The sequence below is a fragment of the Rhizobacter sp. P2_G4 genome (assembly GCF_056403575.1).
Genome location: NZ_JBFUFG010000001.1, coordinates 684,702 through 710,237, shown reverse-complemented (window position 1 = coordinate 710,237; position 25,536 = coordinate 684,702). Strand labels below are relative to the sequence as shown.

28 protein-coding genes are annotated in these 25,536 nt (G+C 66.5%); 18 read left to right on the top strand and 10 right to left on the bottom strand.

Annotation, left to right across the window (positions count from 1 at the left end; translation table 11 throughout):
• The first annotated feature begins 21 nt into the window (after nucleotides 1-21).
• From AC1DYS_RS03425 to AC1DYS_RS03405, 5 genes are all read left to right on the top strand, one after another.
• On the top strand, nucleotides 22-1,020 hold the full coding sequence (locus AC1DYS_RS03425) for a KpsF/GutQ family sugar-phosphate isomerase (RefSeq protein ID WP_477896060.1): 999 nt from the start codon (nucleotides 22-24) through the stop codon (nucleotides 1,018-1,020).
• Nucleotides 1,020-1,592: a KdsC family phosphatase gene (locus AC1DYS_RS03420; protein WP_477896058.1), complete on the top strand. Its 573-nt coding sequence runs from the start codon at nucleotides 1,020-1,022 to the stop codon at nucleotides 1,590-1,592. Before AC1DYS_RS03425 ends, AC1DYS_RS03420 begins: the two co-directional genes overlap by 1 nt.
• Nucleotides 1,579-2,265 carry an LPS export ABC transporter periplasmic protein LptC gene (gene lptC, locus AC1DYS_RS03415; protein WP_477896056.1) on the top strand — a complete coding sequence of 229 codons (687 nt, stop codon included), beginning with the start codon at nucleotides 1,579-1,581 and terminating at the stop codon, nucleotides 2,263-2,265. The genes AC1DYS_RS03420 and lptC overlap by 14 nt, the downstream gene beginning before the upstream one ends.
• On the top strand, nucleotides 2,262-3,041 hold the full coding sequence (locus AC1DYS_RS03410; RefSeq protein WP_477896054.1) for an SDR family oxidoreductase: 780 nt from the start codon (nucleotides 2,262-2,264) through the stop codon (nucleotides 3,039-3,041). The genes lptC and AC1DYS_RS03410 overlap by 4 nt, the downstream gene beginning before the upstream one ends.
• Nucleotides 3,042-3,210: 169 nt before the next feature.
• Nucleotides 3,211-3,993 carry a DUF4349 domain-containing protein gene (locus AC1DYS_RS03405; protein WP_477896052.1) on the top strand — a complete coding sequence of 261 codons (783 nt, stop codon included), beginning with the start codon at nucleotides 3,211-3,213 and terminating at the stop codon, nucleotides 3,991-3,993.
• Nucleotides 3,994-4,089: 96 nt separating this feature from the next.
• On the opposite strand, the gene rbp is transcribed toward AC1DYS_RS03405, so the two are convergent.
• Nucleotides 4,090-4,596: an RNA-binding regulator gene (gene rbp / locus AC1DYS_RS03400; protein ID WP_477896050.1), complete on the bottom strand. Its 507-nt coding sequence runs from the start codon at nucleotides 4,594-4,596 to the stop codon at nucleotides 4,090-4,092.
• Between the two features lie 455 nt (nucleotides 4,597-5,051).
• Between rbp and AC1DYS_RS03395 the strand changes: the two genes are divergently transcribed.
• The 5 genes from AC1DYS_RS03395 to AC1DYS_RS03375 all read left to right on the top strand — a co-directional run bounded on the left by AC1DYS_RS03395 (nucleotide 5,052) and on the right by AC1DYS_RS03375 (nucleotide 10,572).
• A complete protein-coding gene (locus AC1DYS_RS03395) occupies nucleotides 5,052-5,690 on the top strand; it encodes a MarC family protein (RefSeq protein ID WP_047486726.1) in 639 nt (212 codons plus the stop codon).
• Nucleotides 5,691-5,766: 76 nt separating this feature from the next.
• Nucleotides 5,767-6,165: an inner membrane CreD family protein gene (locus AC1DYS_RS03390; protein ID WP_477896048.1), complete on the top strand. Its 399-nt coding sequence runs from the start codon at nucleotides 5,767-5,769 to the stop codon at nucleotides 6,163-6,165.
• A complete protein-coding gene (locus tag AC1DYS_RS03385) occupies nucleotides 6,129-6,518 on the top strand; it encodes an inner membrane CreD family protein (protein ID WP_477896046.1) in 390 nt (129 codons plus the stop codon). Before AC1DYS_RS03390 ends, AC1DYS_RS03385 begins: the two co-directional genes overlap by 37 nt.
• A gap of 66 nt (nucleotides 6,519-6,584) precedes the next feature.
• Nucleotides 6,585-8,240, top strand: a complete 1,656-nt coding sequence (locus tag AC1DYS_RS03380) for a GMC family oxidoreductase (RefSeq protein ID WP_477896044.1) — start codon at nucleotides 6,585-6,587, stop codon at nucleotides 8,238-8,240.
• Nucleotides 8,241-8,274: 34 nt separating this feature from the next.
• Nucleotides 8,275-10,572, top strand: a complete 2,298-nt coding sequence (locus AC1DYS_RS03375) for a putative bifunctional diguanylate cyclase/phosphodiesterase (RefSeq protein ID WP_477896042.1) — start codon at nucleotides 8,275-8,277, stop codon at nucleotides 10,570-10,572.
• Here AC1DYS_RS03375 and AC1DYS_RS03370 read toward each other — a convergent pair.
• Together AC1DYS_RS03370 and AC1DYS_RS03365 are read right to left on the bottom strand one after the other, a co-directional pair.
• Nucleotides 10,569-11,597: an isocitrate/isopropylmalate dehydrogenase family protein gene (locus tag AC1DYS_RS03370; RefSeq protein WP_477896040.1), complete on the bottom strand. Its 1,029-nt coding sequence runs from the start codon at nucleotides 11,595-11,597 to the stop codon at nucleotides 10,569-10,571. The two genes, AC1DYS_RS03375 and AC1DYS_RS03370, sit on opposite strands and share 4 nt — an antisense overlap.
• 86 nt (nucleotides 11,598-11,683) lie before the next feature.
• A complete protein-coding gene (locus AC1DYS_RS03365; protein WP_477896038.1) occupies nucleotides 11,684-12,214 on the bottom strand; it encodes an RNA polymerase sigma factor in 531 nt (176 codons plus the stop codon).
• 127 nt (nucleotides 12,215-12,341) lie between these two features.
• Between AC1DYS_RS03365 and AC1DYS_RS03360 the strand changes: the two genes are divergently transcribed.
• The 3 genes from AC1DYS_RS03360 to AC1DYS_RS03350 all read left to right on the top strand — a co-directional run bounded on the left by AC1DYS_RS03360 (nucleotide 12,342) and on the right by AC1DYS_RS03350 (nucleotide 15,687).
• Complete coding sequence (locus AC1DYS_RS03360) at nucleotides 12,342-13,055, top strand: response regulator (protein WP_477896036.1); 714 nt, start codon at nucleotides 12,342-12,344, stop codon at nucleotides 13,053-13,055.
• A gap of 112 nt (nucleotides 13,056-13,167) precedes the next feature.
• Entirely contained in the window at nucleotides 13,168-14,706 is a 1,539-nt protein-coding gene (locus AC1DYS_RS03355) for a sensor histidine kinase (RefSeq protein ID WP_477896034.1), read from the top strand.
• Between the two features lie 222 nt (nucleotides 14,707-14,928).
• Complete coding sequence (locus AC1DYS_RS03350) at nucleotides 14,929-15,687, top strand: TSUP family transporter (protein ID WP_477897254.1); 759 nt, start codon at nucleotides 14,929-14,931, stop codon at nucleotides 15,685-15,687.
• Between the two features lie 21 nt (nucleotides 15,688-15,708).
• Here AC1DYS_RS03350 and AC1DYS_RS03345 read toward each other — a convergent pair whose 3' ends face one another.
• Nucleotides 15,709-16,326, bottom strand: a complete 618-nt coding sequence (locus tag AC1DYS_RS03345) for a TetR/AcrR family transcriptional regulator (RefSeq protein WP_477897252.1) — start codon at nucleotides 16,324-16,326, stop codon at nucleotides 15,709-15,711.
• Nucleotides 16,327-16,502: 176 nt separating this feature from the next.
• Here AC1DYS_RS03345 and AC1DYS_RS03340 point away from each other — a divergent pair, with 176 nt between their 5' ends.
• On the top strand, nucleotides 16,503-17,318 hold the full coding sequence (locus AC1DYS_RS03340; RefSeq protein WP_047486703.1) for an HDOD domain-containing protein: 816 nt from the start codon (nucleotides 16,503-16,505) through the stop codon (nucleotides 17,316-17,318).
• 107 nt (nucleotides 17,319-17,425) lie between these two features.
• Here the strand turns inward: AC1DYS_RS03340 and AC1DYS_RS03335 are convergent, their stop codons facing one another.
• Nucleotides 17,426-18,463: a LacI family DNA-binding transcriptional regulator gene (locus AC1DYS_RS03335; RefSeq protein ID WP_477896032.1), complete on the bottom strand. Its 1,038-nt coding sequence runs from the start codon at nucleotides 18,461-18,463 to the stop codon at nucleotides 17,426-17,428.
• Between the two features lie 565 nt (nucleotides 18,464-19,028).
• Between AC1DYS_RS03335 and AC1DYS_RS03330 the strand changes: the two genes are divergently transcribed.
• From AC1DYS_RS03330 to AC1DYS_RS03320, 3 genes are all read left to right on the top strand, one after another.
• Nucleotides 19,029-20,294 (top strand): carbohydrate porin, encoded by a 1,266-nt coding sequence (locus AC1DYS_RS03330; protein WP_477896030.1) that lies wholly within the window; start codon nucleotides 19,029-19,031, stop codon nucleotides 20,292-20,294.
• 382 nt (nucleotides 20,295-20,676) lie between these two features.
• Nucleotides 20,677-20,931 carry a DUF167 domain-containing protein gene (locus AC1DYS_RS03325; RefSeq protein ID WP_477896028.1) on the top strand — a complete coding sequence of 85 codons (255 nt, stop codon included), beginning with the start codon at nucleotides 20,677-20,679 and terminating at the stop codon, nucleotides 20,929-20,931.
• Nucleotides 20,928-21,317 carry a hypothetical protein gene (locus tag AC1DYS_RS03320; protein ID WP_477896026.1) on the top strand — a complete coding sequence of 130 codons (390 nt, stop codon included), beginning with the start codon at nucleotides 20,928-20,930 and terminating at the stop codon, nucleotides 21,315-21,317. Before AC1DYS_RS03325 ends, AC1DYS_RS03320 begins: the two co-directional genes overlap by 4 nt.
• Nucleotides 21,318-21,328: 11 nt before the next feature.
• On the opposite strand, the gene AC1DYS_RS03315 is transcribed toward AC1DYS_RS03320, so the two are convergent.
• The gene (locus AC1DYS_RS03315) at nucleotides 21,329-23,029 is read right to left on the bottom strand and encodes a SulP family inorganic anion transporter (protein ID WP_477896024.1); all 1,701 of its coding nucleotides are present in this window, start codon (nucleotides 23,027-23,029) and stop codon (nucleotides 21,329-21,331) included.
• A 149-nt stretch (nucleotides 23,030-23,178) separates the two neighbouring features.
• Here AC1DYS_RS03315 and AC1DYS_RS03310 point away from each other — a divergent pair, with 149 nt between their 5' ends.
• The gene (locus AC1DYS_RS03310) at nucleotides 23,179-23,544 is read left to right on the top strand and encodes a hypothetical protein (RefSeq protein WP_477896022.1); all 366 of its coding nucleotides are present in this window, start codon (nucleotides 23,179-23,181) and stop codon (nucleotides 23,542-23,544) included.
• Nucleotides 23,545-23,563: 19 nt separating this feature from the next.
• Here the strand turns inward: AC1DYS_RS03310 and AC1DYS_RS03305 are convergent, their stop codons facing one another.
• The 4 genes from AC1DYS_RS03305 to AC1DYS_RS03290 all read right to left on the bottom strand — a co-directional run bounded on the left by AC1DYS_RS03305 (nucleotide 23,564) and on the right by AC1DYS_RS03290 (nucleotide 25,466).
• Nucleotides 23,564-24,574: a tripartite tricarboxylate transporter substrate binding protein gene (locus AC1DYS_RS03305; RefSeq protein ID WP_477896020.1), complete on the bottom strand. Its 1,011-nt coding sequence runs from the start codon at nucleotides 24,572-24,574 to the stop codon at nucleotides 23,564-23,566.
• 254 nt (nucleotides 24,575-24,828) lie between these two features.
• Nucleotides 24,829-25,014 carry a hypothetical protein gene (locus tag AC1DYS_RS03300; protein ID WP_477896018.1) on the bottom strand — a complete coding sequence of 62 codons (186 nt, stop codon included), beginning with the start codon at nucleotides 25,012-25,014 and terminating at the stop codon, nucleotides 24,829-24,831.
• Complete coding sequence (locus AC1DYS_RS03295; RefSeq protein ID WP_477896016.1) at nucleotides 25,011-25,208, bottom strand: hypothetical protein; 198 nt, start codon at nucleotides 25,206-25,208, stop codon at nucleotides 25,011-25,013. The genes AC1DYS_RS03300 and AC1DYS_RS03295 overlap by 4 nt, the downstream gene beginning before the upstream one ends.
• Nucleotides 25,209-25,217: 9 nt before the next feature.
• On the bottom strand, nucleotides 25,218-25,466 hold the full coding sequence (locus tag AC1DYS_RS03290) for a hypothetical protein (RefSeq protein WP_477896014.1): 249 nt from the start codon (nucleotides 25,464-25,466) through the stop codon (nucleotides 25,218-25,220).
• Between the last annotated feature and the right edge of the window lie 70 nt (nucleotides 25,467-25,536).

The window sequence follows — 25,536 nt, the reverse complement described above, 5'->3', positions numbered from 1 at the left end:
TCTCACGCAACCTCCTGCGCCGTGCCTTCTCAAGCCTCCACCACTTCATTCGATGCCGACCGTGCGCTGCAACTCGCGCGCGACACCTTCGACATCGAGGCCAAGGCCCTGCTCGGATTGAAAGCACGCCAGGGCCCCGAGTTCGCTGAAGCCGTCAAGGCCATGCTGGCATGCACCGGCCGCGTTGTGGTGATGGGCATGGGCAAGAGCGGCCATGTGGGTCGCAAGATCGCTGCCACGCTCGCCTCCACCGGCACGCCGGCGATGTTCGTGCACCCTGCCGAGGCCAGCCATGGCGACCTTGGCATGGTGACGCCAGGCGACGTGGTGCTCGCGATCTCGAACTCGGGTGAGGTGGATGAACTCACTGCCATCCTGCCCGCCCTCAAGCGTGTGGGCATCACGCTCGTCGCGATGACGGGCCGTGCCGAGTCGTCGCTCGCACAGCACGCCGACATCGCGCTCAGCAGTGCCGTCGAACAAGAGGCCTGCCCGCTCAAGCTCGCGCCTACCGCGAGCACCACCGCACAGATGGCGCTGGGCGATGCGCTCGCCGTGGCGCTGCTCGACGCGCGTGGGTTCAAGGAGGAAGACTTCGCGAGGTCCCACCCTGGCGGCAGCCTGGGCCGCAAGCTGCTCACGCATGTACGCGACCTGATGCGCACCGGCGACGCATTGCCGCGCGTCGATCCCGAGACCCCCTTTACCGAAGTGATGCGGGAGATGAGTGCCAAGAGCCTGGGTGCGGCGATCGTCACCGACAGCGCCGCGAAGGTGCTGGGCATCTTCACCGACGGTGACCTGCGCCGCTGCATCGAGCAAGGTCGCGACTTGCGTGGCCTGACGGCAAGCGACGTGATGCACCGCAAACCGCGCACCGTTCATCCGCAGGCCCTGGCGGTCGAAGCTGCGGACCTGATGGAAGAGGCGCGTATCACGCTCGTGGTGGTGGTCGATCAGTCCGGCACGCTGGTGGGTGCCCTGAGCTTCAACGATCTGATGCGCGCCAAGGTCATCTGATGCGCGCCATCACGCCGGTGATTTCGTTCGCGCCCGAGCTGCTGCTTAAGGCGCAGCCCGTTCGCGCGGCCATCTTCGACGTCGATGGTGTGCTCACCGACGGGCGCATTTACATCAGCGAGCGCGGTGAAGAGTTCAAGGCCTTCAGCACGCTTGACGGCCATGGCCTGAAGCTGCTGGCGCAAGGCGGCATCACGCCCATCGTCATCACCGGCCGCGATTCGCCCGCCGTGCGCCGCCGCGTGGCCGACCTCGGCATCGCGCATGCCGTGTACGGAGCGCATGACAAGCTCGCCGCGGCCGAAACCTTGCTCGCACAACTGAACTTGAGCTGGGATGCCCTGGCTGCCATGGGTGACGACTGGCCCGACCTGCCATTGATGGCGCGCGCCGGCTTTGCATGCTCCCCGGCCAACGCACATGCCGAGGTCAAGGCCGTGTCGCACCACATCACGACTGCCTGCGGTGGCCACGGTGCGGCGCGCGAGTGCTGCGATCTCTTGCTCACCGCAGCGGGCCGCTACGCGCCCTTGCTGCACAGCCACCTCGTCACATTGGATGCCGGTGCCTGAAACCGATGCGCTGAGCGAGCTCACGGTGCTGGCGCCGCCCGCACCGGCCACGACGGCGCCCCGCGTGAAGCAGCCCTTGCGCTGGCGTTTGCTGCAACTGGCGTCCGCTTACCTGCCGCTGCTGTTGATGGCCTTGCTGGCACTGGCCACCTGGTGGCTGGTGAAGAACACGCCGCTGGCCGGTGCAGAGCGCGCCGCCGCACCCGCCAAGCACGAGCCCGACTACGAAATGCACCACTTCGCGGTACAGCGCTTCACGCCGCAAGGCCCGCTGCGCGCGCAGATCGAAGGCGACACGCTGCGTCACTACCCCGACACCGACACGGTGGAGATCGATAACGTGCGCATGCGCGCAGTCAGCCCCGATGGCCGCATCACCTTGGCCACGGCACGCCACGCCATCACCAACGGTGCGGCCACCGAGGTGCAGCTGCTGGGTGGCGCCGAGATCGTGGCCGAAGCCACCGCGACCGAACCGGCGATCAACTTCCGCGGCGAGTTCCTGCACGCCTTTCTCGACACCGAGCGCGTGCGTTCCCATCTGCCGGTGACGATCACGCGCGCCGGCACCGAGGTGAAGGCCGACGGCATCGAGTACAGCCACCTCGACCGGCTGATCCAGTTCAGCGGGCGCACGCGTGCCACCTTCGACGCTCGTGTGAAACAGCCATGAGCGCTGCGCCGCTCGTTTTCATCACCGGTGCGTCCAGCGGAATCGGCCAGGCGCTGGCCGCGCGCTTCTACCGGGCCGGCTACCGGCTGGCACTGGTGGCGCGCCGCGCCGCAGAAGTGCAGGCCTGGGCGCAATCGCAAGGCCTGGACGCTGCGCGCTTTGCGGTCTACGGCGCCGACGTGCGCGACATCGCTGCGATCACCGGCGCCGGCCGCGCCTGCATCCAGGCGCAGGGTCTGCCTGACGTGGTCATCGCCAACGCCGGCATCAGCGTTGGCATGGATACGGCAGTGCTCGACGACATCGAGGTCATGCGCGCCACCTACGAGACCAACAACATCGGCATGGCCGCCACCTTCCAGCCTTTCATCACCGCGATGTGCGCACGCCGCTCCGGTGCCCTGGTCGGCATCGCGAGCGTGGCTGGCATACGTGGTCTGCCAGGGCACGGCGCCTACTGTTCCAGCAAGGCGGCCGTCATCAGCTACTGCGAGAGCCTGCGCGGTGAATTGCGCCCGAGCGGCGTGAAGGTCGTGACCGTCGGCCCGGGCTATGTGGCCACGCCGCTCACGAGTGAAAACCGCTACAGCATGCCCTTCCTGATGCAGCCGGAGGCCTTTGCCGACAAGGCCTTCCGTGCCATCACCGCCGGCGTGAGCTACCGCGTGATCCCCTGGCAGATGGGCATCGTCGCCAAGCTGCTGCGGGCCTTGCCCAATGCGCTGTTCGACCGCGTACTGGCCGGGCGCCCGCGAAAGCACCGCCAGGGCGAGTGACCGCGCGGCAAGCGTTTCACCCCGTTGGCGGGGCTGCGACGTAGAAGAGACATCACAGCCCCACGGACCCTCTATGCGATATCTCTTCACTTCGACTTTGATTTGCCTGCTGCTGCTTGGCGCATGTGGCAAGCAACAGACCTCCGACAGCGCCGCGTCCGAGGCGCCGATGACATTGCGAGATTCGGCGACCGTGGCCAAGCGGGCTCGCGACGTTGCTCCAGCACAGGCAGGTGTCGAGATAGCGCCTGTTCGACGCTATCTCGCCGTGCGCCACGACCTTCAGATCCAGACCGAGGCCGATGGGGTCGAGCAAGCGTGGCGCCAAGCCAACGAAGCATGCGAAGTGGCCGGCTGCCAGGTGCTCGGCTCGACGCTGGTACGCGACGATCCACGCCGCCCGGCCAGTGCGCAACTCGAAGCCCGCGTACCGCCCGACAAGCTCGATGCCTTCCTCAAGCAGGTCAGCGCCCTTGGCAGCGTGGGCCAGCACAGCAAGACGGCTGAAGACAAGACCGACGAGGTCATCGACACCGATGCGCGCCTGAAGAACATGAGCGAGTTCCGTGATCACCTCCGCAGCCTGATGAGCACGCCCGGCGCCAAGCTCAAAGACCTGATCGAGGTGGAGCGGGAACTGGTGCGCGTGCAGAGCGAGATCGACAGCCTGGCCTCGCGGCGCAAGGCCTTGTCCAACCAGACCGACAAGGTCCATGTGGCGCTGAGCTTCAGTGCGCGCCCCTCGGTGCTGGAAGCCGGTGTCTGGTCGCCGGTGAGTGATGCTGTCCGCGGCGCAGGGCGCATGCTGGCCTACAGCGTGGCAGCTTTGATCAGCTTTGTCGCCGCGGTGCTGCCCTGGGCGCTGCTGCTGGCTCTCGTCGGTTGGGGTGTCCGCACGCTGTGGCGTCGTCGGCTTGCTGCCCGGATGAATGCCACGTCAGCCAAGGGTTAGCCGAGGCCCTCAAAGCTGCCATGAAAAAAGCGGTGGGTGCCTGCGCATCCACCGCTTTCTGTTGAGCCGCTTCAGTGAAACGGCTCGGCCGAGGGCTTAGTAGCCGCCGCGGCCACCGCCGCTGCTGCCGCCACCACCGTAGCCGCCACCGCCGCCGGAACGGCCGCCGCCACCACCGCCGTAGCCGCCGCCACCGCCGGAGCGGCCACCGCCACCACCGCCGTAGCCGCCGCCACCACTGCCGCCGCCGAAGCCGCCACCACCACCACCGGAGCGACCGCCGCCGCCACCGAAGCCGCCACCACCGCCGGAGCGGCCACCGCCGCCGCCGCCGCCGAAGCCACCCGGACGCTCTTCGCGTGGGCGGGCTTCATTGACAACCAGGGCGCGGCCGTCGAGGGCCTGGCCGTTCATGCCGTTGATGGCCGATTGGGCCTCGGCGTCCGAGCCCATTTCCACGAAGCCGAACCCCTTGGAGCGGCCGGTGTCGCGGTCCATCATCACCTTGGCAGATGAGACGGTGCCGAATTGAGCGAATGCTTGTTGGAGATCGTCGTCGCGAACGCTGTAGGCGAGGTTGCCGACGTAGAGTTTGTTGCCCATGGAGAGCGCCTTTCTTTCCTGAAGAGACAGAGAACAAATGTGGAGCTTTTACCTATCCTGAACCATTCAAGCGAAGGCGCTGCATCCATACCGGGAAATTCCATTATCAAGTAATTGCGCAAAGCGGTGCAAATAGTGGAAAGCCCTGCAATACGCCGAACTCGAAAGTGTTGTTTTCGGGGTAGGGCATTAGATGCGCATATGCCAAGAGGCGCCATCCCTATGATCTAAGGCCCGTGCTGCCTCGCTTTCGGCGTAGTGCAACAACCATTTTGGTCTGCTGGCTTCGCTCCGTTGATTTGGGTTTGACGAGGGAATGACACTTGCCCCAGTTTCTTTTTACCCTCATCGGGAAAGAGCATAGATGCCCAAAAAGAGGGCGTTGTGCGCTGGGATTCTCAGCGGCCGGGTTTGCGCTACGGGCTGGAGGCGAGCCTGAGCCAGCAAAATGCCGCATGGACATCTACAAACCCTTGGTCGCGCTGCTCGCCATCGTCAACCCGATCGGCGTGATCCCCTTCTACATTCATTTCACCGAGGGTTTTACCCGCCAGCAGCGGCAGCGAACCATCCGCGTGGCGGCGTTCAGCGCCTTCGTGGTAATCGCCGTGAGCGCCGTGGCGGGGCTGCGGATCATCGAGTTCTTCGGCATCTCGCTGGCCTCGTTTCAGGTTGGTGGGGGCACCTTGCTGTTGATCTCGGCGTTGCAGATGCTGAATGCCCAGCCCGCCGAGACCCGCAAGGAAGACGTGACCGAGGGCCAGGACAAGGTCGACGCCGGGGACAGCATCGCCGTCGTGCCCTTGACCATCCCGCTGCTCACCGGGCCCGCCACCATTTCCACCATGGTGATTTACGCCGATAAGACCCGCCACTGGTGGGAGGTGGCCTTTCTGGTGGGCTATGGCGTGGTGATCGGCGTGTCGGTCTGGTTGGCGTTCAGTGCCGCTGGGCGCATCGCCAAGGTGTTGGGCAAGACCGGCATCAACGTGATGACGCGGCTGATGGGCTTGATCCTCGCCGCGCTTGCGGTCGAGGTGATGTCCGACGGGTTGATCAAGCTGTTTCCGATCCTGGCCAGCACGGTGCGATAACGAGCGGTCTCATCGTGCCGCGCAAGCTGGCGCTGCTGGACGACTTGTCGCCCGCTCACTCGAAGAGTGGGACACCGTGAGCGGCGAAGGCGAGGACCAGCCTGGCAATCGTGGTCGGCCCCGCGCGCCAGCAACCCGCGCGGCTTTCACGCGGAGCTGCCTTAAGCCACACGCCAGTCCGAGCAGGCCGTTCCGTGCTGAAGTGAGCCTGGAACTGGTGGGCACATCGGATTTCGCGATGGCTCCCGCGGCCGATGACACCCGCGTGCAACTCGAGGCAAACTGGCCGCACCTCTCGTTTGGCGGGCGCTTGCTGCCCATCACAGGCGCCGTGCGGCCCGACCCATTCAGTGCCTCCTGGCAGGTTTCGTCGCTGGCCACCACGGCCTCGATCGGCACGGGCGCGAGCGTCGAGGCAAAGGCATCGAGTCATTCAACGTGTCATTCGTCGACCCCGTCAATCCGTATCCGCTGAGTGACCTTGCCATCAAGTACGGCCTGCTCTTTATTGCGCTCACCTTCGTGGCGGTGGCCATGGTCGAGGTGATGCGCCGTCTGCGCGTGCACCCGATCCAGTACCTGCTGAGGGGTTGCGCGCTGAGCATCTTCTTCCTGCTGTTGCTCAGCCTGTCGGAGCATCTGTCGTTCGCGCTGTTCGGTGCGGGCGTGGCCGGCTTGTACGGCGCCCTCTATGCGCTATTGCAGATGGAACAGACGGCGCTGGTCATCGGCTCGGTGTTGTTGTTTGCCGTGCTCGCTGCCGTGATGGCGCTCACACGCCGAATCGACTGGTACGGATTGTTGCGCGCGCCCACGCCATCGGCGTAAAGACGGCGTCAGTTTCGAGACCAGGCGGAAGGCTAGACTCTGCGGCGAACTGCAGAGCGGCCTTCCGTGACTCCATCGACTTACGACTACATCATTTGCGGTGCCGGCACCGCGGGCTGCCTGCTGGCCAACCGGCTCAGCGCCGACCCGACCAAGCGCGTGCTGCTCATCGAGGCGGGTGGCAACGACGACTACATGTGGATCCACATCCCGGTCGGCTACCTGTACTGCATCGGCAACCCGCGCACCGATTGGCTGTATTACACCGATGAAGACGTCGGCCTGAACGGCCGCAAGCTGCGCTACCCGCGAGGCAAGGTGCTCGGCGGCTCCTCCAGCATCAACGGCATGATCTACATGCGCGGCCAGGCGCGCGACTACGACCACTGGGGCGCGCTCGGCAACGACGGCTGGAGCTGGCGCGAGTGCCTGCCGGCCTTCATGAAGCACGAAGACTTCCACAAGGGCGCTGATGAGTTTCATGCTGCGCCCGGTTTCGACCCCAAGGGCGAACGCCAAGGCGGCGAATGGCGTGTCGAGAAACAGCGCCTGCGCTGGGACGTGCTCGATGCCTTCGCCGAGGCCGCGCAGCAAGCCGGCATCCCGCACAGCAACGACTTCAACCGCGGCAACAACGAAGGCGTGGGCTACTTCGACGTGACCCAGCGCCGCGGCATCCGCTGGAATGCGACCAAGGCCTTTCTGCGCCCCATCGAGCACCGCGACAACCTGCAGGTCTGGACCGGCGCGCACATCTCGCGCGTGCTGCTCGGCGGTGATGGTGCCAATGAGCGCCGTGCCATCGGCGTCGAGGTGATGCCGCAAGGCGGCGGTGAGCCGATCCAGGTGAAGGCTCGCGGCGAAGTGATCCTCGCCACAGGCGCCGTGGGCACGCCGCTGATCCTGCAGCTCTCGGGCATCGGTGCGAGCAGCCTGCTGCAGCACCACGGCATCACGGTGCAACACCACCTGCCGGGCGTGGGCGGCAACCTGCAAGACCATCTGCAGATTCGCGCCGTCTTCAGCGTGCAAGGCGTGAAGACGCTCAACACCCAGGCCAACAGCCTCTGGGGCAAGGCCATGATCGGCCTCGAGTACGCCTTCAAGCGCAGCGGCGCGATGAGCATGGCGCCCTCGCAGCTCGGCGCCTTCACGCGCAGCAGCCCCGACCAGCCGCACGCCAATCTCGAGTACCACGTGCAGCCGCTTTCGCTCGATGCCTTCGGCGAGCCGCTGCACCCGTTCAATGCCTTCACCGCGAGCGTGTGCAACCTCAACCCCACCAGCCGCGGCCAGGTGCAGATCAAGAGCGCCTCGCCGACCGATGCGCCGAGCATTCGCGCCAACTACCTCAGCACCGAAGAAGACCGCCGTGTGGCTGCCGACTCCCTGCGCGTCACGCGCCGCATCGTGGCCCAGCCGGCGCTGGCCAAATACTCGCCGAAGGAAGTGAAGCCCGGCACGCAGTTCCAGACCGACGAAGAACTCGCCAAGCTCGCAGGTGACATCGGCACGACGATCTTCCACCCCGTGGGCACGGCCAAGATGGGCCCCGAGAGCGACCCGCTCGCGGTGGTCGATTCGCGTCTGCGTGTGCATGGAGTGCGTGGTCTCCGGGTGGTCGACGCGAGCGTGATGCCCACCATCACCAGCGGCAACACCAACGCGCCGACGCTGATGATTGCCGAGCGCGCTGCTGCCTGGATCCTGGCCGGAGAATGATCACGCCCTTTCGCGCGCCTGGGCAGGGACGGACGTGAACTACGCCCTCGCCTTCAACACCGCTGTCAACCTGATTGTCGGTCTCACGCTGCTGCTGGCGTGGTGGCGCGACCGCCGCCAGGGTTTCTCGCGCGACCTCGGCTGGGCCTACCTCACGCAAGCGTTCGTGCCGGTGGCCTTCGTGCTGATGCGATACCCGCTGGCGCTCGCACAAACACTCGGCACGGTCGCGATGGTGATGCTGTCGGCGTTGTATCTGACCCTGGTGATGCTCGGCACCACGCGCCTGGCGGGGTTTGCGCCCACGCGGCGGCAGAACGCCGCGGTCTTCATCTTGTTGCTGGTGGCCTGTGCGCTGCTGCTGCAAATCCACCCCCTGCTGGCGCAATCGGTGGCCGCGTCACTGCACATCGCCGCAGGCATCGTCGCCCTCGGCTGGCTGTGGCGGCTTGGCGCTGCAGAGCGGTTGGTCGGTGTGCTGCTGGTGCTGATCGGCGTCAACCAGTTCACCTTCGTGGTGGCCGGTGAAACGGCGCTGGCGGTGCAGGCGTCTGTGGCCGCGGTGTTGCGGCTCACGCTCGGCCTGGCGCTGCTGCACGCCGCGGTGAGCCGCTCGGCCGATGAGTCTCGCCGCCTGCGCGACCGCTTCCAGCAGCTCACCGAACGCTCGCACCAGGGCGTGGCGGTGGTGCTGGGTGAAGAACTGGCCTATGCCAACCCGGCCCTGCTGCGCATCTACGGCCTCTCGTCATTGACCGAGGTCAGCACGCTGTGGCGCGACGCCACCATGCCCGAGAGCGAACGCGCGCTGGCACGTGAACGGCACCGCCGCATCATCTCGGGCGAGCTGGTACAAGCCAGCTGGGATGGCCTGCGCTACCGCTTCGACGGCACGCCGATCCAGCTGCGCTTCACCGCCTGGCGCATCGACTGGGACGGCCAGCCCGCCGAGCAGGTGGTGGTGACCGACGAGACGGCGCAGCACAACGCCACCCAGGCCCTGCTGCACCAGGCGACGCACGACGAGCTCACCGGCCTGCCCAATCGCAGCGCGCTGCTGCAGCGCCTGCGCGAGCTGTGCGCCGTGCCAGACAGCTCGTTTGCACTGGTGCTGCTCGATGTCGACCGCTTCAAGCTCTTCAATGAAGCGCACGGGCCGTCGGTCGGCGACGAGGTCTTGCGCGCGCTCGCCGCCATGCTGCAGCGCGCCTTGAACGGCGAGGCCGAGGTCATGCGCCTGGGCGAAGACGAGTTCGCGCTGCTGGCGCGCGACGCGCACGACGAAGCCACCGTCGAGAGCCTGGTGCAGCGTGTGCGCAAGCGCCTGTCACGCTCGCTGCAGGTGCCCGGCCACGACTTCTTTCTCGACGTGTCGATGGGCGCCGCGCTCTACCCCACCACCTCGCGCGACCCCGAGGCTTTGCTGCGTGCGGCCAATGCCGCGATGCACCAGGCCAAGTCCACGCCGGGCACTTCGCTGCAGTTCGCACAAGAGCGCTTCGAGCGCGGCTCGGGTGTGGTGCTGGACGCCGAGCAGGCCTTGCGCGCCGGTGTCAGCAAAGACGAGTTCGTGCTGTTCTACCAGCCCAAGGTCGACGCGCGTGGCAGCGCATTGGTGGGCTTCGAGGCGCTGGTGCGCTGGGATCGCCCGGGCCTGGGTCGCATCGGCCCCAACGAGTTCATTCCCGCGGCCGAACGCACCGGCCTCATCGTGCCGCTGGGCCGGCTGATCCTGGCCCAGGCCTGCCACCAGCAGGCCCGCTGGCGCCAGGCTTCCGGGGTCCTGGTGCCGGTCGCGGTGAACGTCTCGCCGCTGCAGTTGCTCGACCCGAGCTTTCCCGACATGGTGGCCAACACGCTGCGCCAGTACGAGGTGCCGCCCGCGCTGCTCACGCTCGAGATCACCGAGAGCGCGGCTGTCACCCACCTCGAGCAGGCGCGTCAGCAGATCCAGGCGCTGCGTGACCATGGCGTCGAGGTCGCGCTCGACGACTTCGGCACCGGCTTCTCGTCACTCAACCTGCTGCGCAGCCTGCCGATCAGCACGGTGAAGATCGACCGCACGCTGATCGAACCGCTGCCCGCGGCCGATGCGGCCGCGGTGGTCAAGGCCATCTGCACGCTGGCTGCCGTGCTGCGGCTTGATGTGGTGGCCGAAGGCGTGGAGACCGAGGCCCAGGCGGACGTTGCGCGCCAAGCCGGCTGCCACGTACTGCAGGGTGCGCTCTATGCCTCGCCGTTGACGGCCGGCGAGGCGCAAGCCTGGTTGACCAGGTCCGAAAGCAGACCCGAACCCAAGCCGACTCCCCCGCTCAGCCAGCGGCTCGCTTAGCCCTTCGCTCGATTCACCAGCGCGCGGGTGTACTCGGCGGTGCTGGCCTTGCCGCCCAAATCGCCGGTGCGCACGTTGTCGATGTTGAGCGTGTCGTCGATGGCCTGACGCACGCGCTGCGCCTTGTCGTGCAGCTTCACGTGGTCGAGCATCATCGCGGCGGCCAGCAGCAAGGCGGTCGGGTTGGCAAGGCCTTTGCCCGCGATGTCGGGCGCCGAGCCGTGCACGGCCTCGAAGATCGCGGCGTCGGCGCCGATGTTGGCGCCGGGCGCCATGCCGAGTCCACCGACCAGGCCGGCCACCAGGTCGGACAGGATGTCGCCGAACAGGTTGGTCGTCACGATCACGTCGAACTGATACGGGTTGAGCACCAGCTTCATCGCGCAGGCGTCGACGATCACGGTTTCGAGCTCGATGCGGCCCTTGTACTTCTTCTCGTACAGGTCGAGCCCGGTCTCCAGGAAGATGCCGGTCAGCGCCTTCATGATGTTGGCCTTGTGCACCAGCGTCACCTTCTTCCGGCCGGTGGCGATGGCGTGCTCGAACGCGAATTCGAGCAGGCGGCGGCTGCCCTGCCGCGTGTTGATGCCGGTGGCCATGGCCACCGCGTGCGGGTCGTGGTCGATCTGGATGTAGTGCTCGTGGCCGATGTACAGGCCTTCGAGGTTCTCGCGCACGATCACCAGGTCGATGTTGTCGTAGCGGCCGCCGGGCACCACGGTGCGGGCCGGGCGCAGGTTGGCGTAGAGCTGGAACTCTTCGCGCAGGCGCACGTTCGACGAGCGGTAACCGCCGCCCGAAGGCGTTTCCAGCGGGCCCTTGAGCGCAAGGCGCGTGCGGCGGATGCTCGCCAGCGTGGCCGGCGGCAGCGGGTCGCCGGCGAGTTCGACGCCGCCGAGCCCGGCGATCTGGTGGTCCCACTCGAAGGGTGCGCCGACCGCGTCAAGCACGGCGAGGGTGGCGTCAACGATCTCGGGCCCGATGCCGTCGCCGGGGATCAGCGTGGCGGGAATGGTTGTGGACATGGCATGCCTTCTCTGTGAAATTCGCGCGAAGGATACCCGTCGCAATCGGCATGCCCGTGCGAAGCGGGCGACGGCCCTGCCGGGCGTCAGGACGCCAGCTGCTTGCGTGCCCGGTGCAGGCGCACGAAAAGGTTGTCTTCGCTGATCGACAGCGCGTCGCACACCGCGTCGGTCGGCTGGTCTTGCAACACGCGCAGCTGCATCACGTCGCGCAGGCCGGCGGGCAAGGCGTCGATCTTCTCCAGCACGCGGCTCAGCTGCTGGCGTTGCTCGGCCACTTCGTCCGGCTGCGGCTGCGGGCATTCCATCGCGAGCGTGGCATCGTCGAGCGCCTCTTCGTCCAGGCTGTCCAAACCCACGCGGCTGCGCACCAGGTCGACAATCTTGTGCTTCAGGATGGCCGTGAGCCAGGAGCGCAACGCGGCCCGGCCGGCAAAGGCCGCACGGCCCGAGATCACCGCCTCGAACACATCGTGCACCACGTCTTCGGCCAGCATCGGGTCGTGCAGCTTGCGCTGGGCAAAGCGCACCAGGTAGCCGCGGTGCGACACCATCTCGTGCCAGGCGACGGGCATGAAGGTGGAGGGGCTGAAGGGGGCGCTTGCGATGGCGGTCATGGGGTGTCTCCTGGGTAGGCGATTCGGTAGGGAGACTGTCGCAACGACATCTCGCGCGAGCCTCGCCGAACATCACAGGAAGATCACATTTGCGTAAGAAGCACCGCTCAGCCGCGACAATTCCCGCATGCCCGCCACCATCCTCGTCGCCGAAGACCAGACCGACATCCGCGAGTTGATTGCGCTCAACCTGCGCAATGCCGGCTACGAGGTCACGACCGTCAACGACGGCCCCGCAGCGCTGGCGAGCCAGAACGAGCGGGCGGACGATCTCCTGATCCTCGACCTGATGATGCCGGGGCTGGACGGGCTGGAGGTCTGCAAGGCGCTGCGTGCCCGTGGGCGCAACACGCCCATCCTGATGCTCACGGCCAAGGCCACCGAACTCGACCGCGTGCTCGGGCTCGAGCTGGGTGCCGATGACTACCTGACCAAGCCCTTCTCTCTCGCCGAACTGCTGGCGCGCGTGAAGGCGCTGCTGCGCCGGGCCGACCTGCTGCGCGCCGCGCAGGTTAATGTGCAGGCCCAGCCGGGCGCGTTGCGCAACGGCGACCTCGAGATCCTTCCGACCAAGCGCCAGGTGCGTTACCGCGGTGAAGCGCTCGACTTCACCGCGCTGGAGTTCGACCTGCTGCTGCACTTCGCCAGCCACCCGGGGCATGTGTTCTCTCGCGCCCAATTGCTGAATGCGGTGTGGGGCTACACGCACGATGGCTACGAACACACGGTGACGACACACATCAACCGCCTGCGAGCGAAGCTCGAGACCGACCCGATGCGGCCGCAGCTGATCCTCACGGTGCGCGGCGCCGGCTACAAGATGCGAGAAGCGCCGCTATGAACATGACGACCCCTCGCCCAACGAGTACGTTGGCTGATCCCCCGGGGGGCTGCGGGCCGGCGTGGGAGCGGCCCGGCGCTCGACCCGCTGCTTCGATCACCGCCGCCGATCGATGAGTGTCCGCCTCAAGATCGCGCTGACCATCTTCGCAACCGGCTTCGTCACCGCGCTGGCCGTTCTTGCGACCGTCGTCTTCGCCTTCCAGCGCTTCGAACACGAGACCACCTACCAGCGAGCGTCAGCCTTCCTGACCCGCGTGGTCAGCCTGTACGACAACCTGTTCGACATGCACGAGCGCTACCCGGAAGACTTCAACGTCTTCCTGAAGAACCTGGTGCTGTTCGAGCCCGACACCCAGCTCTACCTGCTCGACACCGAAGGCACCGTGCTCGCAACCACGGGTTCGGTGAAGCTGCCGCCCGGCTTCAAGGTCGCGATGGGGCCGGTGAGGCAGGCCGCCTCACCCGGCATGTCGTACGTGATGGGCGACGACCCCGAGCGCATGGATGCCGATGCCGTCATCACCGCCAAGCCCATCGGCCGCCCAACCATCCGCGCTGGCGACATCGCGGGCTACCTCTACCTCGTGTGCCACAAGGAGGGCTTGCCCGCGAGCCGCTGGCAGGCGCTGCGTGCGAGCTTCGGCCGCCCGGCCATGAGCCTGATTGCCGCCATCATGGCGTTGACGACTCTGCTCGCGGCGCTGGTGATCGCCTCGGTGACGAGGCCGTTGCAGCGCCTCACGCAGGCGGTCGCGGCCTTGTCCGAACGAGGTTTGCAGGAAGGCGCGGCGCAGGTGCAGCCGCTGCTGCCCGCCGCCACGCGCGACGAGTTCGGCCAGCTCGCGCGGGCCTTCGACGCCATGCTAACCACGCTGCGCACCCAGTGGGACGCCTTGCGGCGGCTCGATCACTTCCGCCGCGAAGCGGTGAGCAACCTGTCGCATGACCTGCGTTCGCCGCTCACCGCCACGACGGCGTGCCTCGAAACCCTGCAGGCGCGCTGGGCCGATGATCCGGCCCGCGACGAGGACCATCGCCTGGCCGAAGTCGCACTGCGCAACACCCGCAATGCCTCGCGCATGGTGCAGTCGCTCGGTGACCTGGCCACGCTCGACGAGCCCGCCTTCAAGCTGCGTACCGAGCAGGTGGATCTGCAGGAGCTGCTGGCCGACATCGCCGCGCGCTTTGCCGAGCGGGCCGTGCAGCAGGGTGTTGCGCTCGAGGCCTTGCACAACGAACAGCCGGTGGCGGCAACTGTCGACGTGGAGCTGTTCGAGCGTGCCGTGGCCAACCTGGTCGACAACGCGCTCAAGTTCTGCGGCACGGGCAGCCGCATCACGGTGCAGGCCGAAGAAGCAGTGGGCGAGGTGGTGGTCAGCGTGAGCGACACCGGTCCCGGCATTGCCGCCGCCGACCAGCCGCACCTGTTCGATCGCTTCTACCAGGCGCGCCACACCGTGGCGCCGGCCACCGGCGAAGGCGGCAAGGGGCTGGGCCTGGCCATCGTCAAGCGCATCGTCGAGTTGCATGGCGGGCATGTGGACGTTGTCAGCGCTCCAGCACAGGGCACCTTGATCCGCATCAAGCTTCCTCGCAAAAGCGGGCCGAGCCCTGTGCAAGGCCCCAACATGGCGCAGGAAAACCCCTAGTGTGTGCATGAAGCTGGCGTCCTAAAGTCCGCCCACTCGCGACTGGCACCGCAACGTGCCGGGCTTCGGCGGGGGTCTGAGGAGACATATCAAGGCAGCCGGAAGCGCAAGCTCGAAGGTCGCCAAACAAAGGCCCGGTACCCAAGAAGTACCGGATGCTGATGACAAAAATCCAAGGGCGTCAGGGTTATCCTGACGCCCTTTGTATTTTCTGGAACCGCCCTGGACCTCCTCACTGTCACCCTGGCCTCGCTGTTCGCCGGGTTCATCGATGCCATCGTCGGCGGAGGCGGCCTCGTTCTGGTGCCTGCGCTGTTCAGCGTTTTTCCCACCGCACCGCCTGCCACCCTGCTCGGTACCAACAAAGGTGCTGCGATCTGGGGCACCGCTTGGTCGACCGCGCAATTCGCGCGCAAGGTTTCCATGCGTTGGGCGGCGCTCCTGCCGGCTGCGGCCGCCGCGCTCGTCGGCAGCTTGGCCGGCGCCTGGACGGTGACGCTCGTCAGCGCGAACGGGTTGCGCCGCGCCCTGCCCTTCGTGCTGCTGGGCGTGCTGGTCTACACCCTCGCTCGTAAAGACCTCGGCCGCACGCACGAGCCGCGCTTCAGCGGTCGCGCCGAAGCACTGGTGGCGAGTGCTGTCGGCCTGGTGATCGGCTTCTACGACGGCTTCTTCGGGCCGGGCACCGGCAGCTTCTTCGTCTTTCTCTTCGTGCGCCTGCTGGGCTACGACTTCCTCAACGCCAGTGCGAGCGCCAAGCTGCTCAACACCGCCACCAATGCGGCCGCGCTGACGCTGTTCGCTTTCACCGGCCACGTGTGGTGGCACATCGCCGCGGTGATGGCGGTGGCGAACGTGGCGGGCAGCCTGCTCGGCACGCGTCTCGCGCTGAAACACGGCGCGGGCTTCGTGCGCGTGGTGTTCATCGGCGTGGTGGCGGCGCTGATCGCCAAGACGGGGTGGGACGCGCTGACGCGATAGCGCCCGCGAGTCGCGATGAGGTCAGGTCGCGTGGCTGACGCTGCGGTAGGTGGAGATCAGGCGGTCGTACGCCTCGGCGGCCCGCTCATGGGCGCGCGGGTCGCGCACGAAGCGGGCGTCGTGCAGGAAGCCGATCGTCAGTGCATTGATCTCGAACGTCAGCTGCGTCGGGTCGGTGCCGGGCCGAAGGTGGCCTTCGTCGATGCACTGCACGATGGTGCGCTTGAGCTCGGCCCGCCAGTTCATCACCGATTCGAGCAGCAGGTCGCGCAACGCGCTTTCCACGTGGTCGAGGTCGAAAGCTGCGGCGGTGTGAAGGCCGCCGGCCATCGCGTTCTCGCCCGTGCCGCGGCCGATCCACAGCCGCATGATGGCGTTCAAGCGCGGCAAGCCGCGCGGCTCGCTCAGGGCCGGCAGGAACACGTTGTCCGCAAAGATGCGGCCGTATTCGACGATCACTTTGTGCTGCAGCGCTTCCAGCGAGCCGACGCGTGCGAAGACACCGCTCTTGCTGATGTCTAGGCGCTTGGCCACCTCTCCCAGCGTCACCGCGTGCAACCCTTCCACCACGGCAATTTTCAGGGCGGTTCGGACGATGGCTTGAAGCGTTTGTTCGCTCTTGGCGAGCTTGACGGTCATGGTGCCGACCTTGTTTTCCCAGGGAAACGCCAGTATAAGAATTCGTTTCGGAAGCGCGTCAGTGGTTTCCGAAGCGTTTTGCAAGCCCGGATATGGGCGCCTGTTCGACACATCGACAGCGTTGCCGCTGGGTAGCATGTTCCTTGAAGTACTGACTGACTTTCACGGACACTGCCATGCCTGTCGACCCGAAACTCCGCTCGTTGAACATCGATGTGCCCGCCCAACCCGAAGTGCTGGTCAAGCTCTCGTTGCTGCTGGCCGAAGACGACGTGGACCTGCCCACCTTGGGCCGGCTCGTCGAATCCGACATGTCGCTGGCCGCCGCGGTGATGAAGGCGGTGAACTCGTCGCTCTATGGCCTGAAGGGCCGCGTGCAGAGCGTGCAGCAGGCCGTGATGTACCTCGGCACGCGCGAGGTGGCGGCGGTGACTTTCGAATACGGCTTGCGCGCGGTCTTCCCGGCGTCGCCCGAACTCGAAGCGGTCTGGCAGCGCGCCAGCGTGCGAGGCCTGCTGATGGGCCGCATCGGCCAGGCGCTGAGTGTCGACCCCTGGGGTGCGCACTCGGCCGGCCTGTTCGAGGAATGCGGCAAGGCCGTGCTGTTCAAGCACGCTCCCGACGTCTACCGGCCCATGCTGAAGGCTGCCATCAACGACAGCGACCTGGTCGAGCGCGAGTACGAAGCCTTCGGTGTCAGCCATGACGCTCTGGGCGCTACCTTGTGCGAAAGCTGGGGCCTCGGCCCGGCGGCCGTCGCCAGCGTGCGCCACCACGTGCGCGTGAACGCCCTGCGCCAGTTGCCGGCCCAGGCACCGCGCCGCTCGATCTGCGCGCTGTCGGCCCTGGCCAATGCGCTGATGACCGATCCGGCGACGCTCGATGAAGTGGCGCAGGCTGTCGCGCCGCAGGCGATGCTGGACCAGACCCTTGTGCTGCGTGGCGCCCGCAAAGTGCAACAGCAGATTGAAGACGCCGCAGTGAGAGGTTAGCCCCCCAGTCGCTTCGCTCCTGCCCCCGAGGGGCGCCACCCATCGGGCCGGGAAACCCGTCCCTCGGGCGTTGCTTGACTTGTCGCTCGCTGCGCTTACTCCCGCTGCTACACACGGCGCGTGGTTTCGCGCACGATCAGTTCGAGTGGTGGCAACACGATCTCTTCACTCGGGTGACCGAGCATGTTCAGCAGTGCATGCGCTGCGAACAAACCCATCTCGTAGATCGGCTGGCGCACCGTGGTGAACGGTGGCGTGAGGTAGGCCGCGGCAGGCAGGTCGTCGACTCCGACCATCGACAGGTCGTCGGGCACACGGATGCCGCGGCGGTACATGGCCACGCGAGCGCCGAAGGCTGTCTGGTCGTTGGCGGAGAACACGGCTGTGAAGGGTTCGCCCATGTCGAGCAGCCGGTTCATCGCGAGCAGGCCGCCGCTTTCCAGAAAGTCGCCTTGCACCGTGAGTTCCGGCGTCACGCTGAGGCCGGCCTCGCGATGGGCGCGCAGGTAACCGGCCAGGCGCTCGGTGGCGTCGCTGTGGTCCTTGGGGCCGGCAATATGGGCGATGCGCTTGTGGCCGAGCTGGATCAGGTGGCGCGTGGCGAGGTAGCCGCCATGCTCGTGATCGAGCTTGCGGGCGCGCACGTTGGGAGCGATGAGTTCGCGCCCGGTCACCACGATCGGCTGGTGGCGCGCGAACTCGACGATTTGTGCGTCTTCGAGGTGGCCGGTCAGGATCACCAGGCCGTCGATGCGGCGCGCCAGCAGCAGGCGGATGCGCTCGGCCTCTTCGGCTGCATTCCAGTGGCCGCTCACGATGATGGGTGCGTAGCCGCTGCCGGCCAAGCCCTCTTCGATGCCACGCATCGCGCGGTTGAAGAACGGGCTTTCGATGTCTTGGGTCAGCACGCCGACCGTCATCGTGGTGCCGGTCTTCAGGCTGCGCGCAAAAAGGTTGGGTTTGAAGTCGAGCTTGCGGATGGCGTTCTCGACCGCCGTGCGCTTGTCGGCTGCCACACGCGCGGTGCCGTTGAGGATGCGCGAAACCGTGCTGGGTGACACCTTGGCTTCACGCGCCACATCCAGCAGAGTCACCGCGTCGGGCAAGGATGGGGTGTCTCGAGAGGGGGCGTCGGGAGCGGTCACGGTCAAAAGATCAGGCGTTCGAGAAGGCGACCACGATTCTGCATGGGCGCGGGACGATGGTAACGATTTCAAACTCTCGGCTGCGCGGCAACGTTTTGGCGTCCCCGCCAGGCCCATGTTCCGGCGGGGAGCTCCAACCCGCCTACCCCGTGCTTTCCCTAGATTTGCGGCGGTTCGGGGTTTCCGGTGTTGACACCTTTCTGAGTGGAAGCTGAAATGCAGTCCGTTATGAAATCGATTTCATAAGAAACCAAGTTACGAATCGATCAGCTATCGCAGTCGTCCTTCATGGGGAGATTCGCTCCCATAGGTAAAACGGGACGATATCGAGTCTTGTATTAGCGCTTCCGAACTGCGTTACATGGATCGTCCATTATGAAATCGATGCCATAAAGCTTTGACGAACCACCGAAAAAGAGGAGAGGGGCTCCCTGCGCCGCATTTGGTTTTAGGCCAAGGCCACAAGCCCTCGATACGCGCCTCGGCGCCCCCCGTTTGGCCGTAATTCAGGCCGAAAGCCGCCACTCAGGCGAACCCACACACCACAGGAGACAGGAGACACCTCATGAAAAAGAACCCTCTGATCATCGCCATGGCCCTTGCGGGCGCTGCCGGCGCCGCCTTGGCCGCCCCTCCCACCGTCGATTTTTCCGGCTACATGCGTGCCGGCGTGGGCGTCAACGCCCGCGGTGGCAACCAGGTCTGCTTCGGCCTGGCCGGTGCCGACACCAAGTACCGCCTCGGTAACGAGTGCGACTACGTCATCGAACCGACTTTCGACGCCAAGCTGGCCGAATACGAAGGCTCCGACTGGCATGTGCGCTTCATGCCGAGCGTCTACAAGGCATGGGACGCAGGCCAAGGGGCGTACATCGACTCTGGCGCAGATGCCCGCAACGTAGGTGTCGGCCCTGACACGCTGACCACCCGTTTCGGCCAGGTGTACCTGTACGGCGACAAGATCTCGCAACTGGCCAACGGCAAGCTTTGGGCCGGTCGCCGTTTCTATAACCGGCTGCAGACCGGTATCAACGACCAGTTCCTGGAGAACAACGACGGCAACGGCGCGGGTCTGGAAGACATGGACCTGGGCATCGGCAAGCTCAGTGTCGCCTTCATGATGGATCCGAACTACGGCATCCGCGATCCGCTGGACCCCGAAGGCAACTCGGTCAACAACAACCGCTTCTCGCTGCCCATCCGCATGACCGGCATCCAGGACATGCCGAACGGCGAACTGGCGATCTACGTGACACCGTCCAAGCAACTGAAGAGCGACGACCAGTCGACCGGTACGGCGATTGCACCCGCGTCACAGCCGAGCGGGCTGGCCGTGGGCGCCTATCAGACACTGAAAGGCGTGATCCTGGGCGGCAACACCCTGTTCGGCGTCAAGCACGACAAGCAGGGCGAATCGAAGAACACCCGCGTGGTGTTCCAGCAGGGTGCCAACTTCGGCGCCACCGCGGTGGACTTCATCACCGAATACCGCGTCGCCAAGCGTGCCGCCAACGCCGGCAACAAGTGGTTCACCATCGGTGCGCGTACCGACACGTGGCTCTCGGGGCCGTTCCGCTTCCTGGTCGAGGCAGGCCATGACCAGGTGAAGCCGGAAGACGGGTCGGACAAGCTCAACATGACCAAGCTCACCGCGGCACTTGCCGCTTCGGCTGGCAACGAGGCCGGTTCGCGCCCGACCGTGCGCCTGTTCGTGACGCACGCGGTCTGGAATGAGGCCGCCCGCCTCAACCTTTCTGGCAACACCAAGGCTGTCTTCGGAGACAAGAAGGCGGGTACTTCGATTGGAGTGCAGGCCGAAGCCTGGTGGTGAGCTCCGGGTCGCTCCGCCGGAAGGTTTTGTCGCGGTCGGGGGACCGCGCGATCCCCAATCTCCGGCGGAGCTGCGAGCCGTGTCGGCCGGTGTCTCCAGCATGGGCCGGCGCGGGGTCTGCGTCGCAGTGATTTGGTTCAGCGCGGCGCAGGCTGATGTCAGAGCGTTGGCCCGATCTTTTAGATCGGGCCTTTTTTCCGTGCCCGTCGGCAGCTTGGTCGACGGCACGGTCGCAGGCACGGCGCTCGTGAGAGCGCGGCCCCATGTTGCTTGCCGGGGCGTGCCGAATGTGGGGTAATCGTTCCCGGCATCGATGGCATGCCGTGAGCCCGAGCCGAGTCAACGCGCGGCTTCCCTGTCTTGCACCTCTTCCGCTTCCTTCATGACGACCAGCCGCGCCTCGAGTGACAAGCTGATCCTGCAGGTGAAAGTGAAACCCAATGCCCGCGCCGGTGCGCTCGACGAGCAGCCGGACGGCACCTGGCTCGCGCAGCTCAAGTCGCCGCCCATCGATGGCCGTGCCAACGAAGAACTGGTGGCGCTGGTCGCCCGCCACTTCGGGCGGCGCAAGTCTCAGGTGTCGATACGCAGCGGCGCCTCAGGACGGTTGAAGTTGGTGCAGGTGGACGGCGCATGAGCGAACGTGTCGTCGAGTTCATGCGCGCCTTTGCGCGAGCCCTCGCGGCCGAAGCCAAGCGGGTGTTCGTCCACCGGCATGGCATCGAGATCGCCGAACAGATCCCCACGCGCCTGGTCTGGCGCAGCCGAGGCCGGGAGACCGTGGCCGACCAGCGGCTCAGCGCGGTGATGCGCAACGGCCGCGTGATGGCGCGCTTCGCGTCCATCCAGTCGATCGACATCCAGCGCGATGGCGGCGACAGAGCCGAGCGGTGGAATGTCAGCCTTCACATGGGCGGGCGCGCACGCCTTCACCTGGCCAGCAGCAACGACGCGACCGACGCGTCGATCCTCGCAGCCCACCTGAGCACGCTCACCGGCAAGAAGGTGCAGGCCCTTCGCTAAGCTCGCCGTCGCTAGGTCGCGATGCCCTGCTCGTCCATCACACCTTGGTGGTGGCTCAGGAACAGGTGCCCTTGAAACCAGCTCGACCAGTTTGCCGCGCGCAATGCGTCGAGCACCGGGCCTTTCACCTCTGACAGGTCGAGCCGGATGCCGCGCTCCTGCAGCACGCCCTGCAAGGCGCGCAGTGCCTCCAGGCCGCTCAAGTCGATGCGGTTCACCGGTGCCATCTGCAGCAGCACGCGTCGCGTGTCGGGGTGTGCGTCCAGGTGGCGCGCCACCACGCTCAGCAGCTGGCGCGCGTTGGTGAAGAGCAGGCTTTCGTCGATGCGCAGGCTCATCACGCCACGCGTGAGCTCGACCGCATAGCGCTCGACGTTGCGATAGTGCTCGGTGCCGGGCAGGCGGCCGATGAGCGCTGCGTGCGGCCGGGACGTGTGCTTGAGCAGCAGCGCGATCGACGCCGCCACGCCCACGCCCAGCGCCCATTGGGTGTCTTGCAGCACGGTCAGCGCGGCGACGACAAACATCACCGCCGCTTCGCCGCGCGAATAGCGCCAGGCTCGCTGAAACGGGCCCCATTCGATCAAGCCCACCACCGGCACGACGATGCTTGCAGCCAGCACCGCGCGTGGCAGCAAGGCGAGCGGTGCGGACACGAGCAGCACTGCCAGCGCCATGAAGATCGCAGCCCACACGCCGGCCATGCGGGTGCGCGCGCCGGCTTCGGCATTCACTGCACTGCGCGAGAAACTGCCGCCCACCGGCATGCCGCCGCTCAGGCCCGCCGTGAGGTTGGCGGCTGCCAGGCCGGCCAGCTCACGGCGTCCGTCGACGTGCTCGCCACGTTGCAGCGCCAGGCTTTCAGCCACCGCGAAACTGCTGACGAAGGTGACCAGCGCGATCAGTGATGCACCTGGCAGCAATTGCCACCACAGCGCGCTGTCGAATTGCGGCAGGCCCAGCGGCAACCCGAGCGCCGGCAGCGGCCCGACCAGCGCGACGGAGCGCGATGCATCCGGCATCGCCCAGACCAGCAGCACCGCAATGCAGATCACGACCAGCGGCGCCGTGCGGCCTATCAGCACCGCGTTGTCGGGCGACAGCCACCGAGCGGCCGTGCGCTGCAAGGCCCGGCGCGCCACCGTGAGCAGCAGCATCGCACCGATGCCGAAGGCCGCCGTGGCGATGTCGATCCAGTCGCCCGCGCGAGCGTGCTGCCACGCCGACGCCAGCAGCTCGCGTGCGTTGAAGCCGTGCGCGGGGTTGCCCAGCAGCGCCGGCAGTTGCGACAAGGCGATCGAGATGGCTGCGCCCGCGGAAAACCCGTGTAGCACCGGCGCACTCAGCAGCGAGGCCAGTGCGTCCAGCTTGAGCGCCGCCGCGGCCGCCAGCATCAAGCCCACTTCGGTGGACAGCACCAAGGCCGCCCACGACGGGCTCACGCCAGCCGGGCCAACCACCGGCGCCATCGCCTGCGCCGTCATCAACGCCAGCACCGCGGCCGGGCCGACGGAGGTGACGCTGCTCGAGCCGGCGATGGCATACGCGACCATCGGCAACAGGCTTGCGTAGATGCCGACTTGCGGCGGCAACCCGGCCAGCAGCGCATACGCCAGGCCCTGCGGGATCAACAGCACCGCGACGATGAGCGCCGCCACCAAGTCGTCGCGCAGGCCGGCTTGTTGGTAGAGGCGAAGTCGGGTGGCGAACATGCGTTGTGTGGTGGCACCAATGTCGGGTTGGATGCGGTGATTGTGTCGGAGACCTGAAAGCGATGAATGCGGCGCAAGGGCCGTTCCATCGCTTGACGTCGCGAGTGCTGCGCCGCACCATCACGCATCCAACTGCGAGGGAGGCGGATGTGTCGTGGCTCAACTTCAACCCCGAGGTGCACTGGCCGTTCAGCGGCTCGGTGACGCAAGACATCCACCCCAGCCTGTTGGCCAAGGCCGGCAGCGACGAGATCGAAGTGCGCGCGCTTCGCGAGGTAGCGTCATACGGCAAGCAGATCGGCGTGCTGAGTGATCTGCTGCTCGCCGTGGTGGCGAGCACGCGGCCCAAGGACCTCAGCGACGAAGGCAAGCACGCGCTCGATCAGTTGCGCACGATGGTCACGGACATCCGCCGCATCAAGGAACAACTGCACCCGCTGCCCGATGACCCGGATGCAGCGCGTGAACTCATCAAGGCCCTGAAAGAACGCTTCCCGGAGTTGAAGTCGGCGTGAACCCCAGGCGTGCGTGGCCTCAGTCCACCTTCGCGCCGGACACCTTCACCACCTGCGCCCACTTCTTCGTCTCAGCCGCGATGTAGGCCGCGAACTCGGCCGGCGGCATGCCGCTCGGAATGGCGCCTTGCGCGAGCAGCCGTTCCTTCAAGGCGGGCGTGCCCAGGGCCTTGGCGCTTTCCTGCTGGATGCGGCTGACGATGTCGGCCGGCGTGCCGGCCGGTGCCAGCAGGCCGAACCACGAACTCGCGTCGAAGCCCTTCACCGGCCCGGCTTCGGCAATCGTCGGCACATCGGGCAAGGCCGCGCTGCGCTGTGACGTTGTCACGGCCAGCGCCTTGAGCTTCCCGGCCTTGATCTGCGGCATCGCCGAGGGCAGGTTGTCGAACATCAGGTCCATGGTGCCGCCGATCAGGTCGAGCAGCGCCGGGCCGGAGCCGCGGTACGGGAAGTGGACGAGGAAGGTACCGGTCATGCTCTTGAAGAGCTCGCCGCTCAGGTGGATCGAGGTGCCGTTGCCGCTCGAGGCCATGTTGAGCTTGCCCGGGTTGGCCTTCGCGAACTTGATCAGGTCGGCCACGTTCTTGATGCCATTGGCTTCGGCCTTGGCCGGGTTCATCACCAGCACGTTGGGCACGCCAGCCACGAGGGTGATGGGCGCAAAGTCCTTGATGGGGTCGAAAGGCATCTTCGGGTACAGCGACTGGTTGATGCCATGCGTGCCGACCGTGCCCATCAACAGCGTGTAGCCGTCGGCGGGCGACTTGGCCACTTGGTCGGCGCCGACGTTGCCGCCCGCGCCCGGCTTGTTGTCGACGACGAACTGCTGGCCGAAGGCTTGGCTGAGCTCGGGTGCCAACGCGCGCGCCAGGATGTCGGTGGTGCCGCCGGGTGCAAACGGCACGACGATGCGCACCGGCTTGCTGGGCCAGCCGCTCTGCGCGAACACAGCGTGCGGTGCGGCGGCCAGTGCTGCCGAAGCAGCCAGCAAACGGCGCCGCGTGAAGAGTTCTCGGTTGTTGCGGTGCATCAGGAAAGCTCCAGAGGAAGGCGATGCGCATCAGTGTGCCGCAGCGCGATGAAGGTGGGCTTTCCGGGTCGTTCGCGGTCGTGGTGGCTGTGCCACATCGAGGCGATGCGCTGAGCCGCAGTGCGTGCAACAGGGGGAAGTAGGAATCCCGCTGCCGCGATGAGGTCGCGGCGATGTGAAAAAAATGAGGGAAGCGGGACAGAGGCCGGGAGCTCGCTCTCAATCCACCCCGGGTTGCCCGCTTCCCTTGGACGTCACATGCGTCGAGAAACCAGTAAAGACATCAGCGGCTCCGGCGGCCGGCTGGTGCTGCGTCCGGCCAGCAGGCCGGCGATTGAAAACAGGGACTTCGTTCGCCAGCTCAACCGGTAGCCTCGTTGATACCAATGGGCATCGGGAGGGTTCACGGCCGGTGCTGCCGAGCGAAGCGGCGAATTCATGTTTGTGCCTTGTTGGGGCGGGTCACTTGCCCCGGTGGCCCGAACAGCGACAACTGGGCCGGTGCCCGGTTCGGCTGCAAGACCTTGAAGGTGCGATCGGCGGGCAGCGTGGCCCAACCCGATTCACGCGCCGGCAAAGCCGCCGGGCGAAGTCTTTCGATGCGTTGCATCGGCCTGACGACACGCTCGTTCATGGCCTGCGCTCAGTGGCCGACCAGCCAGCGGCTGGGGGCAAATTCGCTGTGGCTCACGGCCAGGGCCTGGGCCGCGGGCGGCGAGAACACCTTGGCCGCGTTGCTCAGCCACTTGGACAAACCGCCTTGGCGCGGCGAGGCCGGCTGGGCCAGGCGCAACATCGACGACGCGCCGCCTCGGCAGCTCGGTGCAGCCGGTCGAACGACACGGCGGGTACCGGAAGACACAGACGAACCTGAGCGGTGAAACAGAGGCATGGCACGACGTCCTTTTGTGATGTCTATCGCCTGGAGGCTGGTGGCCCTGGAGCGGCGGTTGATGCCAAAC

What these genes read in the sequence shown, in the direction of transcription:
- AC1DYS_RS03420 (WP_477896058.1), top strand. Translation starts at nt 1,020, where the DNA reads ATGCGCGCCATCACGCCGGTGATTTCGTTCGCGCCCGAGCTGCTGCTT.
- lptC (WP_477896056.1), top strand. Translation starts at nt 1,579, where the DNA reads ATGCCGGTGCCTGAAACCGATGCGCTGAGCGAGCTCACGGTGCTGGCG.
- AC1DYS_RS03410 (WP_477896054.1), top strand. Translation starts at nt 2,262, where the DNA reads ATGAGCGCTGCGCCGCTCGTTTTCATCACCGGTGCGTCCAGCGGAATC.
- AC1DYS_RS03405 (WP_477896052.1), top strand. Translation starts at nt 3,211, where the DNA reads ATGACATTGCGAGATTCGGCGACCGTGGCCAAGCGGGCTCGCGACGTT.
- rbp (WP_477896050.1), bottom strand. Translation starts at nt 4,596, where the DNA reads ATGGGCAACAAACTCTACGTCGGCAACCTCGCCTACAGCGTTCGCGAC.
- AC1DYS_RS03395 (WP_047486726.1), top strand. Translation starts at nt 5,052, where the DNA reads ATGGACATCTACAAACCCTTGGTCGCGCTGCTCGCCATCGTCAACCCG.
- AC1DYS_RS03370 (WP_477896040.1), bottom strand. Translation starts at nt 11,597, where the DNA reads ATGTCCACAACCATTCCCGCCACGCTGATCCCCGGCGACGGCATCGGG.
- AC1DYS_RS03365 (WP_477896038.1), bottom strand. Translation starts at nt 12,214, where the DNA reads ATGACCGCCATCGCAAGCGCCCCCTTCAGCCCCTCCACCTTCATGCCC.
- AC1DYS_RS03360 (WP_477896036.1), top strand. Translation starts at nt 12,342, where the DNA reads ATGCCCGCCACCATCCTCGTCGCCGAAGACCAGACCGACATCCGCGAG.
- AC1DYS_RS03355 (WP_477896034.1), top strand. Translation starts at nt 13,168, where the DNA reads ATGAGTGTCCGCCTCAAGATCGCGCTGACCATCTTCGCAACCGGCTTC.
- AC1DYS_RS03345 (WP_477897252.1), bottom strand. Translation starts at nt 16,326, where the DNA reads ATGACCGTCAAGCTCGCCAAGAGCGAACAAACGCTTCAAGCCATCGTC.
- AC1DYS_RS03340 (WP_047486703.1), top strand. Translation starts at nt 16,503, where the DNA reads ATGCCTGTCGACCCGAAACTCCGCTCGTTGAACATCGATGTGCCCGCC.
- AC1DYS_RS03330 (WP_477896030.1), top strand. Translation starts at nt 19,029, where the DNA reads ATGAAAAAGAACCCTCTGATCATCGCCATGGCCCTTGCGGGCGCTGCC.
- AC1DYS_RS03325 (WP_477896028.1), top strand. Translation starts at nt 20,677, where the DNA reads ATGACGACCAGCCGCGCCTCGAGTGACAAGCTGATCCTGCAGGTGAAA.
- AC1DYS_RS03320 (WP_477896026.1), top strand. Translation starts at nt 20,928, where the DNA reads ATGAGCGAACGTGTCGTCGAGTTCATGCGCGCCTTTGCGCGAGCCCTC.
- AC1DYS_RS03315 (WP_477896024.1), bottom strand. Translation starts at nt 23,029, where the DNA reads ATGTTCGCCACCCGACTTCGCCTCTACCAACAAGCCGGCCTGCGCGAC.
- AC1DYS_RS03305 (WP_477896020.1), bottom strand. Translation starts at nt 24,574, where the DNA reads ATGCACCGCAACAACCGAGAACTCTTCACGCGGCGCCGTTTGCTGGCT.
- AC1DYS_RS03300 (WP_477896018.1), bottom strand. Translation starts at nt 25,014, where the DNA reads ATGAATTCGCCGCTTCGCTCGGCAGCACCGGCCGTGAACCCTCCCGAT.
- AC1DYS_RS03295 (WP_477896016.1), bottom strand. Translation starts at nt 25,208, where the DNA reads ATGAACGAGCGTGTCGTCAGGCCGATGCAACGCATCGAAAGACTTCGC.
- AC1DYS_RS03290 (WP_477896014.1), bottom strand. Translation starts at nt 25,466, where the DNA reads ATGCCTCTGTTTCACCGCTCAGGTTCGTCTGTGTCTTCCGGTACCCGC.